Annotated in this window: 13 protein-coding genes; 11 read left to right on the forward strand and 2 right to left on the reverse strand. The window is 41.9% G+C overall.

The window, feature by feature from the left end; all coding sequences use genetic code 11:
• Positions 1-62: 62 nt before the first annotated feature.
• The 5 genes from IEY40_RS16315 to IEY40_RS16335 all read left to right on the forward strand — a co-directional run bounded on the left by IEY40_RS16315 (position 63) and on the right by IEY40_RS16335 (position 4,809).
• A complete protein-coding gene (locus IEY40_RS16315; protein WP_188958045.1) occupies positions 63-1,073 on the forward strand; it encodes an ArsJ-associated glyceraldehyde-3-phosphate dehydrogenase in 1,011 nt (336 codons plus the stop codon).
• Between the two features lie 6 nt (positions 1,074-1,079).
• On the forward strand, positions 1,080-2,297 hold the full coding sequence (arsJ, locus tag IEY40_RS16320) for an organoarsenical effux MFS transporter ArsJ (RefSeq protein WP_188958048.1): 1,218 nt from the start codon (positions 1,080-1,082) through the stop codon (positions 2,295-2,297).
• A 321-nt stretch (positions 2,298-2,618) separates the two neighbouring features.
• A complete protein-coding gene (locus IEY40_RS16325; RefSeq protein WP_188958050.1) occupies positions 2,619-2,792 on the forward strand; it encodes a DUF1328 domain-containing protein in 174 nt (57 codons plus the stop codon).
• Positions 2,793-2,902: 110 nt separating this feature from the next.
• Positions 2,903-3,097: a hypothetical protein gene (locus tag IEY40_RS16330; RefSeq protein ID WP_188958052.1), complete on the forward strand. Its 195-nt coding sequence runs from the start codon at positions 2,903-2,905 to the stop codon at positions 3,095-3,097.
• Between the two features lie 68 nt (positions 3,098-3,165).
• On the forward strand, positions 3,166-4,809 hold the full coding sequence (locus IEY40_RS16335; protein ID WP_188958054.1) for a diacylglycerol kinase family protein: 1,644 nt from the start codon (positions 3,166-3,168) through the stop codon (positions 4,807-4,809).
• Between the two features lie 918 nt (positions 4,810-5,727).
• Here IEY40_RS16335 and IEY40_RS16340 read toward each other — a convergent pair.
• Positions 5,728-6,633, reverse strand: coding sequence for a LysR family transcriptional regulator (locus tag IEY40_RS16340; RefSeq protein WP_188958056.1), 906 nt, complete (start codon positions 6,631-6,633; stop codon positions 5,728-5,730).
• Positions 6,634-6,737: 104 nt separating this feature from the next.
• Here IEY40_RS16340 and dkgB point away from each other — a divergent pair, with 104 nt between their 5' ends.
• Both dkgB and IEY40_RS16350 read left to right on the forward strand, forming a co-directional pair.
• The gene (gene dkgB, locus IEY40_RS16345; protein WP_102484355.1) at positions 6,738-7,538 is read left to right on the forward strand and encodes a 2,5-didehydrogluconate reductase DkgB; all 801 of its coding nucleotides are present in this window, start codon (positions 6,738-6,740) and stop codon (positions 7,536-7,538) included.
• A 1-nt stretch (position 7,539) separates the two neighbouring features.
• Positions 7,540-8,124, forward strand: coding sequence for an NAD(P)H-dependent oxidoreductase (locus IEY40_RS16350; RefSeq protein ID WP_188958057.1), 585 nt, complete (start codon positions 7,540-7,542; stop codon positions 8,122-8,124).
• 672 nt (positions 8,125-8,796) lie between these two features.
• Here IEY40_RS16350 and IEY40_RS16355 read toward each other — a convergent pair.
• Positions 8,797-10,158 carry a sigma-54 interaction domain-containing protein gene (locus IEY40_RS16355; RefSeq protein ID WP_188958058.1) on the reverse strand — a complete coding sequence of 454 codons (1,362 nt, stop codon included), beginning with the start codon at positions 10,156-10,158 and terminating at the stop codon, positions 8,797-8,799.
• Positions 10,159-10,418: 260 nt separating this feature from the next.
• Between IEY40_RS16355 and IEY40_RS16360 the strand changes: the two genes are divergently transcribed.
• The 4 genes from IEY40_RS16360 (at position 10,419) to IEY40_RS16375 (ending at position 12,784) form a co-directional block, all read left to right on the forward strand.
• The gene (locus IEY40_RS16360) at positions 10,419-10,913 is read left to right on the forward strand and encodes a glutamyl-tRNA reductase (RefSeq protein ID WP_188958059.1); all 495 of its coding nucleotides are present in this window, start codon (positions 10,419-10,421) and stop codon (positions 10,911-10,913) included.
• Between the two features lie 172 nt (positions 10,914-11,085).
• Complete coding sequence (locus tag IEY40_RS16365) at positions 11,086-11,643, forward strand: BON domain-containing protein (protein WP_188958060.1); 558 nt, start codon at positions 11,086-11,088, stop codon at positions 11,641-11,643.
• A gap of 93 nt (positions 11,644-11,736) precedes the next feature.
• On the forward strand, positions 11,737-11,976 hold the full coding sequence (locus tag IEY40_RS16370) for a BON domain-containing protein (protein WP_188958062.1): 240 nt from the start codon (positions 11,737-11,739) through the stop codon (positions 11,974-11,976).
• Positions 11,977-12,199: 223 nt separating this feature from the next.
• Positions 12,200-12,784 (forward strand): TetR/AcrR family transcriptional regulator, encoded by a 585-nt coding sequence (locus IEY40_RS16375; RefSeq protein WP_188958063.1) that lies wholly within the window; start codon positions 12,200-12,202, stop codon positions 12,782-12,784.
• The last annotated feature ends 25 nt before the right edge of the window (positions 12,785-12,809 follow it).

Here is a 12,809-nt window from a genome sequence, read left to right on the forward strand (position 1 = left end):
AAAAGACGACTAATTAAAGGCTGCTGGTTAATAAGCCAAATAACACAATTTAGGGCAATATTATGACGATTAAAATAGGTATTAACGGCTTTGGCCGTATGGGACGTTTATCAATGCGCGCAGCGTACGATTGGGAGGACGTGGAAATCGTCCACATTAACGATCCCGCTGGTGATGCGGCAACGTTAGCCCACTTAATGACCTTTGACTCTGTGCATGGGCGCTGGCATCACGAGGCGACCCATCAAGGCGATGCAATTATCATTAACGGCAAAGCCATTCCATGTACGCAAAACAAAGCCACTCAAGATACTGATTGGTCTAAGTGCGATGTGGTGATTGAAGCGTCGGGCAAAATTAAAACCAAGGCTTTGTTGCAAGCTTATTTAGATCAAGGCGTTAAACGCGTAGTGGTCACCGCACCGGTTAAAGAAGAGGGCGTGCTCAATATTGTGATGGGCGTGAACGATGGCCTGTATGATAAAGCGATCCACCCGATTGTGACCGCGGCATCATGTACCACCAACTGTTTAGCGCCAGTGGTAAAAGTGATCCACGAAAAAATCGGCATTAAACATGGTTCGATGACCACAATCCACGACATCACTAACACTCAAACTATTTTAGATGCACCGCACAAAGACTTACGTCGTGCACGTGCTTGTGGCATTAGTTTAATCCCCACCACAACGGGCTCAGCTACCGCCATTACCCATATTTTCCCTGAGCTCAAAGGCAAGTTAAATGGCCATGCGATACGTGTACCGTTAGCCAATGCTTCAATTACCGACTGCGTGTTTGAAGTGGCGCGAGGCACCACAGTAGAAGAGGTGAATCAACTGCTTAAACAAGCCGCAGACACTGAGCTAAAAGGCATTATGGGCTATGAAGAACGTCCGCTTGTGTCAGTGGATTATAAAACTGATCCGCGCTCAAGCATTATTGATGCCTTGTCGACCATGGTGGTTAACGACACTCAAGTGAAGCTATATGTGTGGTACGACAATGAGTGGGGATACGCTAACCGCACCGCTGAGCTTGCCCGCAAAGTTGGCCTAGCAGATAAGGAATAACCCAGCATGGGGCTGTTATCACTGAGCGCATTGCCGCCACAAATTAAACAATACCTGATCATTACCGGTAATTATTGGGCGTTTACCTTAACCGACGGCGCATTGCGGATGCTGGTGGTGTTGTACTTTCATCAGCTTGGTTACAGCCCGCTTAACATTGCCATGTTGTTTTTGTTTTATGAAATCTTTGGCGTGGTAACAAATCTAGTTGGCGGTTGGTTAGGCGCAAGGCTAGGGTTAAATAACACCATGAACATCGGCCTTGGGTTGCAAATTGTTGCCCTTGCCATGCTTACCGTATCCACCGATATGTTGAGCGTGGTTTATGTGATGGCGGCACAGGCCTTGTCGGGTATCGCTAAAGACTTAAATAAAATGAGCGCTAAAAGTGCCATTAAAACTCTAGTGCCAGCAGATGCTGAAGGCAAACTTTATCAATGGGTTGCGTTGTTAACGGGCTCTAAAAATGCCTTAAAAGGGATTGGTTTCTTTTTAGGTGGCGTATTGCTTACAAGCTTAGGATTTAGAGGCGCCATTATATTAATGGCTTCACTATTAGGCATTGTATGGCTATTTAGTTTATTGACCTTAAAAGATGACTTAGGCAAAGCGAAAAATAAACCTAAATTCAAAGATATTTTTTCTAAAAGTCAGGCGATTAATCTACTGTCGGCGGCGCGGATGTTTTTATTTGGTGCCCGCGACGTGTGGTTTGTGGTGGCATTACCGGTCTTTTTAGCCACCACTTTTGGTTGGGATCATTGGTGGGTCGGCGGCTTTATGGCGAGCTGGGTGATTGGCTACGGTATTGTACAATCTTTTGCGCCGTATTTTACCGGCAAAAAACAAGGTAAGGTGCCAACAGGGCGCTCGGCCTTTTTATGGGCAACTTACTTACTACTGACTCCCGCCGCGATAGCTGTGGCATTGCATGCTGATTTCTATGTGTTAGAAAGTGTTGTAGTCGGTTTACTCGTATTTGGTGCGGTATTTGCGATTAACTCATCATTACATAGCTATTTAATTGTTAGTTATGCTGGTCGTGATGGCGTGTCCCTCGATGTGGGCTTTTACTATATGGCCAATGCCATGGGGAGGTTAATCGGTACGGTACTGTCTGGTTGGGTTTATCAGGCTTATGGTTTAGAAGCCTGCTTATGGATATCGTGTTTTTTTATTACCTTAGCAGCATTCATTTCGTTTAAATTGCCCGATAAACAGTAAATGCGAGTGTTCTGTTAGATGCATTATTGTTCACTTATCGATATTTGGCGATCTAATCATGATAGCCTGAAACTCTTACCGAATCGTCGGTAAAAATTGCCTGCTTGTTTGTGGCTTTCTCATCATTAGCTTTCTCACCTTTAATTTAAAAAACTTATAAATCATTGTCTTATTGTACTTTTGAAAAGTTGGCACAATGCTGGCTTTAACTAATACATAGTCGTGATGCGGCAAATTAATGTAAAGGAGCAACATATTGTCATCCTTATCATCATTAATTTAACCGACATCATAAAGTGAAACATGTACCAAGGAGGTTTTATGTTGGGCTGGACATTAATGTTTTTAGTAATAGCCGTTATTGCAGGTCTATTAGGTTTTAGTGGTATTGCTGGTGCAGCAGCAGGTATCGCAAAAATTATTTTCTTTATCTTTGTTGTGTTGTTACTGATTTCGCTAGTGTCGAATGCACTGCGTGGTAAATCGCCTCGATAAAGTTTTCTAAATAATAAACATAGCTAATTTGTTAATTCAGCTTATCTTAATATAGCTGGTTGAAAAATTTATCAGCAATTAAATCTTTACCATCATCAAGGAGATGAATTATGAAATTATTAAAATTAATCACAATGGCGAGTTTTATGGTGTTGTTAACAGCTGGTTTGTCAGCATGTTCAGACAATAAAGCCGAAAATGCTGGTGAGAAGGTCGATGAGATGATTCAAGATGCTGGTAATGCAGTTGAGGATGCTTGTGAAGATGTAAAAGAAGGCATGAAAGCTGAAGATCCAGACTGCTAATAATATAACGGTACTCATGCATTAGGCATGAGTACCGCTTTTGTTATTTCATTTTAGGAGGACAGATTATGCCGACCCAAATCCACATTAAATATTATTACACTTTTGGTACTTTTATCGCGTTGTGCTTATGCATCGCATTACCTTATGTAGTGCTGCAAGTGGTGTTTGGCTGGGTGGCATTGTCATTAGCTTTAGTCAGTTCTGCCTATTGGTTTAATAGCGCAGGGATTTTTCGTAAAAGCCAAGACGGCAGTATTCCTTGGTATATCAGCTGGAGTTTTGTGCCTTTTTTAATGGGCAGTCAGGCGTACAACTCATGGGCTCGAAAGCACGACAAAGTGCCTGCTATCCAACAAATAGACAAGCAACTGTATTTAGCGTGTCGCTTGTTTCCAAGCGATGTTGAGCAACTAAAACGTGAAAAAATAGGTGCTATCTTAGATGTTACCGCTGAGTTTGATGCACTTGAATGGACCTTAGTCGATGAGAATATCGAGTATTTAAATATTCCGGTGTTAGACCATAACGTGCCAACGATTGCCCAAGTAAATCAAGCAGTAAACTGGTTACATAATCAGGTGCGTAAAGGCAACAATGTGGTAGTGCATTGTGCCTTAGGTCGAGGCCGCTCAGTGCTTATGTTGGCCGCGTATTTAGTGTGCCGCGATAAAAACCGTCAGTTTAGCGATGTGCTTAAAAGCATTAACGATATTCGCCAAACTGCTAGGTTAAATAAATGGCAGTTAGCTGGCGTTGAAAAAATGCATCAACAACAGCAAATTAATATCCATAAGCAAGCCTGGTTAATTGTTAATCCGGTATCGGGCGGTGGTAAGTGGCACAACGAAGCTGATCATATTAAACAAACCCTATCGCGTTATTTTCAGCTTAAGGTGTTGTACACCGCCAAAGATAAATCGGCAGTGCAATTGGCCGAACAAGCTAAAGCGCAAGGTGCCGATATCATCATTGCTTGCGGCGGCGACGGCACAGTTAACGAGGTCGCCTCGGTGTTAGTCGACAGCGATATTTATTTAGGCATTATCCCTATGGGCACCACCAATGCATTAAGCCACACCTTATTTGGGGTTAACAGTAAATTGATACCCGTGTCGCAGGCGTTAGATATTTTAATTCAAGGTCATCATCAACGTATTGATACCGCGGTGTGTAACGACAGCATTATGTTACTGCTGATGGGCTTAGGCTTTGAGCATAAAATGATTCAAAAAGCCGACCGTGAAACCAAAAATGACATGGGTCAGTTAGCGTATTTAAATGGTTTATGGGAAGCCATTGATGAAAATCAGTCGTTATCAATACGCTTACAACTTGATGATGGTGAAACCCACACTATCGATACCACCAGTTTGGTTGTTGCTAATGCCGCGCCATTTTCCAGCGTGTTAGCACAGGGTAATGGTGAGCCTATTATTAATGATGGTCTGCTAGACATCACCTGGATTGAGGCAAGTGACACTTCGCCGCAGCAATTACTCAGTATGACCGAGTTATTGTTTGCTGGGTTAACAGGCCGTCGCGATCAACAAGCGGAAACGAGTGCGATTCATCATCAGCAGGCCAAAAAAATCTATTTAACAACGGATACTCAGTTTAAGTACGTGATTGATGGTGAGCTGTTTGAGGCTGATGATATGCGTATTGAGGTTAAACCTAAGTCGTTGTCTGTGATGATTCCACAGGGGTGATTCTTTTTTAAGGGCTCGAATAGTCTGGCCTAATTAGTATTGAGTCAGCTTAATCTATACCAATGATTCATCGGTATTAATTGCCTGCCGCAGGCTCCGTGCAGATGATTAAGCGAGACGCCGCAAGCACATCCATGTGGGCTTAACCAAAACATCCATGTTTTAGATACTCGCTGACTCATCTGCACCTGTCATTATCTCTCTTCGATTTAGCCTCTTTGTTGTCTGAAGGTAAGCTAAAAGCATAGATTAAAAGTCTTTGGTGTCATGGTTTAAATTGTTGAATTTGTTTTAAATGTTAAACTAGTTTGTGTGGTGGTTCTGCTGGGGTAATTTAATTCTGGCCTGCGGCCATTAAGGTCGTGATGCTTCGCCCACGACAGGGTGAATAAACGTTACTTTGATTCAAGTATATCTATATGGGGCGGTTAGTTTAAATTTGTCTTCCCGGCAATGCTTTTGAGCCGGGATCCAGGTGTTTGTTTTTATTTTGCTTATGGCCTGCGGCCACTAACGTCGTGGCGCTTCGCCTACACCAGACCAAGAGGAAACCAACGGCTGTTCCCTCTTGGAACTCCCAGCCGCCACATCAAAATTATCTGAAAAGCGATAATTTCGCGACGTGGTCAGATCCAGCTTTTAACTTCGTTTCGGTGTTCTTCGGCCTTATTCGAAAATGCTAACGCTTCAGATGGGACGTCCCTTCCCCTCTAAAGCTAGCTGGCCGTCCATGGTCAGCTCACGTCATTTTCTTCAACGGCCTCAAGTTCAGAGTTGAATTTAGGTTTTTCAATCGAGGAATCTAACTCATTTATGGACATTTCTGAGTCAGTGATTTTGCTAAATTAGCAATTCATGAATAACTACAAATATGAAAAATAACGTAATCTAATGTGTAGTTTTGGTGCTAAAGAACAGCTATATGAACTCATTATTCTCAATGCTAAGATGCCTTTTGAGAAACTCGATAAATGATGAAATTCGAAGAGATGTTACTGAGTTTTTGTAATAAATAGCATGAATAGGTTGATCAATTCTGAGAGATGCCCCCTTGAACAGTTCTACCAAACTGCCATTTTTTCTATCTCTATATGTCATAAAGTCAGATAAGCATGCTATACCTGCTCCACTTAACGCTAAATGCCGAATTACTTCACCATTATCTGCCAGTAAGCTACTCGTTGCTTTATAGATCTTATCGCTTTCATCTATGAGAGGCCAATTTTTCAGAATTTCAGGCTTACTAAATCCCAATAGTCTATGGCTGGATAGGTCATCGATACGACTTGGTGTGCCAAATTCTTTCAGATACTCAGGACTGGCAAGAATGCGTATTCTGCTGCTACCGATAAATACCGCTCTCAATGATGAATCTTTGAGTTGACCAATGCGGATAGCGATATCCGTATGTTTCCCGACTAAATCGATATTTTCTTCGCTTGTATTGAGTTCGATTTCAACTTCAGGGTAAAGCGCTTGGTAATGGGAAATACAAGAAGTAAGTCCATGAATTGCGAAGGGCGTTGCTGCATTAATTCGTAAAAGACCAGAAGGCTTATCTTTTTGGACTCTCAATTGATCCTCAGCCAAATCAACTTCTTCGAGTATTCTTCGAACTCTTTTTAGGTAAACCCTTCCTTCCGACGTAACACTCATTCTACGTGTAGTTCGGCTCAATAACGTAGTTTCTAGTTTTGTTTCTAGCCTTGAAATAGTTCTGCTCACTGCTGCTGGTGTAATGGAAAGAACTTCTGACGCTCCTCGCACAGTTCCAGTATCTACGACAGCGACTAGCGCCTTCATCTCATCCAACGTCGATTTCATCCGTTACCTTTTGTAAATTCAAAATTGATTAATGTTAACTTTAAAGAATTAGTTATACCAAGTAAAGTTAACAGCAACAGCAACATAAATATTTTGGAGACGTTATGACAGTACCTTCGTTTGGTGTAGGCACTTTTCGCTTAGAGGGCGAAGTGGTAAAAAATTCAGTCTTAAACGCATTAGAAGTTGGCTATCGCGTAATTGATACTGCTCAAATCTATGGTAATGAAGCGAGCATTGGAGAAGCATTAGTGGAGTCAGGCATACCCAGAGAAGAGTTGTACATCACAACCAAAATCTGGGTAGACAATATGTCTAACGCTGAACTCATCCCAAGCCTCAAGGAAAGTCTAGAGAAGCTGAAAACGGACTATGTGGATTTAACACTCATTCACTGGCCCGGTGAGAATGAAAATATAGACGAGTACATGCAGGCTCTGCTAGAGGCAAAATCCCTTGGATTAACTAAAGACATTGGGGTGTCAAATTTCAATATTGAGTTGTTACACAAAGCCTTCGATGCAGTAGGCAAAGAAAATATTGCTACAAACCAAATTGAGCTAAGCCCGTACTTACAAAACCCAAAATTAGTCTCATATATGCAAGAAAACGGTATACAAGTAACCTCTTACATGACATTAGCCTATGGTGAAGTTTTAAAGGAACCTTTGATTATTGATATTGCAGGTAAGTACAAAGCGACACCAGCGCAAGTCGTGTTGGCGTGGGCACTTGCCAAGGAATTTGCCGTGATCCCTTCGTCAACCAAACGCGAAAACCTCATCAGCAACCTGCAAGCACAGCAACTCCGACTAACGCTTGAAGACATGGATTTGATCGATGGCCTTGAACGCAATGGGCGTCAAGTGAACCCTGATGGTCTTGCACCAAAGTGGGACGACTAAAATGAGCAATGTATTGATCGTCAACGGTGGCAAAAAATTTGCTCACTCCGCAGGAGCACTCAACAATAGCTTAGTAGAAGTCGCTGAAAGCTATTTGACCGAGTTGAACCATAACGTCAAAGTTACTGAGATAGACAATGGTTACGACATAGAAACTGAAATCGAGAAATGGTTATGGTCAGATGTCGTTATCCATCAAAATCCAGCATGGTGGATGGGAACACCATGGATTGTTAAAAAGTATATTGATGGTGTTTTTACCCTTGGTCACGGTCGTTTGTATCAAAGTGATGGGAGAACAAGAGGTGATAGAAACAAACATTATGGTTCAGGAGGGTTGATTCAAGGCAAAAAGTATATGCTTTCGGTCACATGGAATGCTCCACAAGATGCGTTTACTGATCCTTCTCAGTTTTTTGAAGGAGTCGGCGTTGATGGTGTGTACTTACCATTACACAAAGCCCATCAATTTTTGGGAATGTCTCCTTTGAGTACCTTTATGTGTAATGATGTCATGAAAAACCCTCAGATCGAAAGCGACTTTGAAAGGTATAAAGCACACTTGAAGGAAGTATTTTCTGGTTAATTTAGCCCGATACTGTCATCTATTGGCTATGCAGGTTTAGCATGGGTTTATAAGCCACCCATCCTCTTATATGTAGAGGGGATGGGTGTGTTGGTAAATCAGCAAATTTGGTCAAATCACTAGATGTATTTTTGATAATAAAAAGTAAGTCAAACTTTAAACAATACTCTGTGACAAATAGCGGTCGAAACACACTTCGGGGCATAAATGAGTTACGTATATTGCTTGCAACAGCCAAAATTCAACTCTGAACTTGAGGCCGTTGAAGAAAATGACGTGAGCTGGCCATGGACGGCCAGCTAGCTTTAGAGGGGAAGGGACGCCCCATCTGAAGCGTTAGCATTTTCGAATAAGGCCGAAGCAGGCTACAAACGCGGTCAAAAGCTGGATAATTTTCCGTCGCAATTTTTTCGCTGCTGTTGTTTGGTTAAAAAAGCGAAAATGTTGCCGGAACGGCAGGGGTGATCCAAGAGGGGATTGCTGTTGATCCCCTCTTGGCCCGTGCAGGGTGGAACCTTGCGATCTTAATCTGGTGTGGGGTGAAGCGCCACGACGTTAGTGGCCGCAGGCAATAAGTACAAAGCTAACACCTGGATCCCGGCTCAAAAGCATTGCCGGGATGGCTAGATTAGTGGATTCCAACTCAGAATCACTTCTGGGATGATGAGTTTCTTAATCTTCTGAGCTGGTTTGATCTTCGTATTTGCTCAGTTTGTTGTACAAGGTTTTGACACTAATACCGAGCTGCTTCGCGGTGTCATTTTTATTGCCGGCGGTTTGGTCTAACGCTTGATAGATTGCCACTTTTTCAAGTTCATCTAAACGCATGCCAGCGGGGATTTGTACATCGTCTTCAACTGACTCGGCCGACTGCTCTAACGGGGTAATATTGATATGGTTTACATCAATAATATTGTCGGCAAGAATGTAAGCGCGCTCGATTGCATGCTTTAACTCTCGCACATTACCAGGCCACTTTTGTTGTTGAATAAGGGCTAAAGCATCATCAGTAAAGGCTTTACTGAGTTTTTCTGCAGCATTGCGGTAGGCCAAAAAGTGTTGTGCGAGTCCGCTGATGTCGTTGCCTCTGTCTCGCAACGGCGGTACGTAAATAGGAAAGTGGGCTAAGCGGAAATACAAATCTTCACGAAAATGACCGTGTTCAATGGCCTTGGCTGGGGCGCGGTTGGTGGCCGCCACAATACGCACATTGGCTTTTTTAACATTAGGACTGCCGACTTGTCGATACTCATTATTTTCGAGTACCCGCAACAATTTAACCTGATGCTCAAGTGGCATTTCAGTGACTTCGTCTAAAAATAGTGTGCCACCTTCAGCTTGTTCAAACACGCCAGAATGATCTCGGTGAGCGCCAGTAAAGGCACCTTTAACGTGGCCAAATAATTCACTGTCAACTAACTCTGGGCTTAATGCGCCGCAGTTAATGGCAATAAAAGGCTCGTTAACTCGGTTACTCGCTAAGTGAATTGTATTTGCGACTAACTCTTTGCCAGCTCCGCTTTCTCCAATAATCAATACGTTACTGTCGGTTACCGCAACCTTACGCGTAGTTCTATACAACTTATGCATAGCTCGCGATGAACCCACTAATAAACCATATTGATCAAGCTCGCTTGAGAAGGGCTGGTGTTTTTTAGCCGACTTAGTCACTAAGTCTTGGGCAAAATCTTCTAAGGTATCGTCAATCAACGTCATATCGTAAGGCTGACGAAAATGATAACCCGCTCCTGTCGCCATTAGCTTGTCTAGGTTGGGGTTTGGTTTGCCTTCACTTAAAAAGATGAATTCGATATCTGCCATTAATTCACTATTGGCAATATCGACATAGTCTTGCTGGCTTAGGTTAGCGAGTTCGATAATGGCCACATCCACGGCATTATCTTCAAGTTGTGCCAACCAAGATTGCTCTATGCTGCTGGCTATCTTATTGAAATGTTTACAACCCGGAACTTGTAAGAGCTGAGTTTGTGTTTGCGGCTGGCGCATATGGTAAAAAAGTACTGGACGACCCATGCCGATATTACTCCCTGTCTATTAATACTCAATGTCAGTCAATGGTGTAAGTTTGACAATCAAAGGTGGTAATTTTTTCCTATTCGGCGTTTGCTCCGAGACTTGTTTATTAGCATAACAATTTAAAATCAGTAGGTTAATTAAACTTTGTCAATGTGCATGAATTATGCAAGACATCATAATGACTCAATTTTACATTTATTAGCAAGTCATCATGCATGTTAACGATAATCATTAACAGTTGATAAGGAGATATGACGTTGAATAGAAAGCGATCTAATGAGGGGATGTATGACGGTGCAGATTTGTGGTTACTCAATGAAGCAATCGATTTATGCCAAGCTGGGCAGCAATTTTATGCTCAGGCCACGAAAGGGGCAGATGATTATAATATCAAGCGTATTTTTGGCCATATGGCAGAGATCAGAAAAGGTATCTTAAACCGACTAACAGCATTGTTTAAGTTAGTTGAGCCGCGATATCCACAAACGATTGAGAGTATCGATACCTTAAGGCCGTCGTTGAGCCCTTTTTATGCAGAAGCAGAAAAAGCCATTGAGCAAAAGCGTTTGGCGAAAGCCATTAATGTACTAGTTACTGCAGAGCAATATGTGTTAAATCGACTGAAACTTGCTGCCAAGCGTGCCAATAGTCAACAAGTGACCCGACAATTAGCTGAGGGTATCGCATCTTTGCAAATAAGCTGTGACAGTATGAAAAATTTGCAGTTTAACGAGTCTAATCAATCGCCCTGAAAATATTACATAAGGTCGGTAAAAAAGTCCGATATGGCTTCACTATTATCAACAGTATTTTAGCAGATAAAATAACAAGTAGTTTTAAAACAGTGGTTTATGATAGTTGGCACAGTTTGCGCATTACCTAATATGTAAAACAGCATTAACACTAACAATGGAGAATATCTTTATGAAAAAGACTACATTATCAGTATTAACAAGCATCGTTCTTGGTTCAATGGCATTCACTGCAAATGCAGCTCAAGATTGGCAGGATGATGCAAAAGACGCATGGATTGATGGTAAGGCTGAAACCACGTTACTGTTAAACACTAACCTTAACTCTTTTGATATTAATACCGACGTAATAGACGGTAATGTAACCTTAACCGGTAAAGTAAACAGCAGTGTTGATAAAGCGCTGGCTGCAGAATTAGTAAAAAGTGTCGATGGTGTTAACGAGGTTAATAATGAATTAACCGTGATGAAGCAGCATCATGATAAAGATCATGACAGCGAAACGTTAGCCGATACCTTAACCGACTCAAAAGTGGCTACCGTGGTGAAAACTCGCTTATTATTTTCAACTGACATATCGGGTACCGAGATTGATGTTGACGTTGAAAATGGCGTAGTGACATTAGAAGGCACGGTATCGAGTGATGCAGAACGCGATTTAGCCTTAACTATTGCTAAAAATACCGACGACGTGAAAAAGGTTGTCGATGAGTTACGCATTACTGGGTAATCGTGATTGATTAGCATATTATTAACCAGCCTTCGGGCTGGTTTTTTCTGAGTGAGCAACAATATTAATGATGAGAAAATAAGGTGGCCGTATTTGGCAACATCACAGATAAATTACCTTGTATTGGTTGTGGCCGTGAGTATGCTGTTAAGCGGTTGCAGTAGCATGCTATGCCAGGCACAAACAGATAAAGCGACTGATCCTTTAAGCCAGCATGACCAACAAAAGCAGTGTGAACGATTAATTAATCAGCATATCGATGATGAACGTCGCCAACAGCGCGTAGACAACCAACAGTTGCTAGACGAATCTATTAAGCAAAATACCCGCTAATTCTTTGCGACTCGTTATTCGCTATGTTGCTAAATACTCGTTGTTTATCTCTACTCAATTCATTAGTTAGCACTCTTAGGTTAATCCTTCTTACGCCATCCCCGCATAGCGCTGCATTTTTAGTGCTATTTATCTGCAGCGAGCTCCAATGTTATCAATAAACTGGAAACAAATAGACGACTGGTCTATTTTTGTTTATTGTAGCGTCAAAATTGGAGAACTTATGAACAAAAATACCACTAGTAAGCAATCAATTTGTGCTGTCGGTGAAAAGCTATTTGCTTTACATGGATATAGCGCCGTGGGGATTAAACTCATTCTGGATGAAGTGGGTATTCCCAAAGGCTCGTTTTATCACTATTTTGCCAGTAAAGAAGCGTTTGCCGCTGAAGTTGCACAATACTATTTTGACCAACGTATTGCGCCGATTGCGATAGACCCTAATGCTAACTTTAAAACTAATGTGACAGCCGTATTAGGCGGCTACCATCAATTAATCGACTTTTTGTTTAGCGACAATCAGCCTCGTGGCTGTTTAATGGGTAACTTATTGGTTGAAGTTAATCCGCAAATGACACTACTGTATCAAACACTTAATCAACTATTTGACCAGTGGTTGAGTATGTTTAACGCACTTATAGAGCAAGGCCAGCTGCAAGGGTTTATTAAAGCAGACATGACAGCTAACGTAATATCGAACATTTTTTGGTCAAATTGGCAGGGGACTATGCTACGCTGTCAAATTAAAGCGGATAAAACAGCAGCAAAACGTTCAATTGTGCAATGTATGCAGCTGATTACCCGTTAGATTAAGTAACTAAATACCGTTATAA

Origin of the sequence: Shewanella ulleungensis (genome assembly GCF_014648315.1) — a bacterium.
Lineage (GTDB): Bacteria > Pseudomonadota > Gammaproteobacteria > Enterobacterales > Shewanellaceae > Shewanella > Shewanella ulleungensis.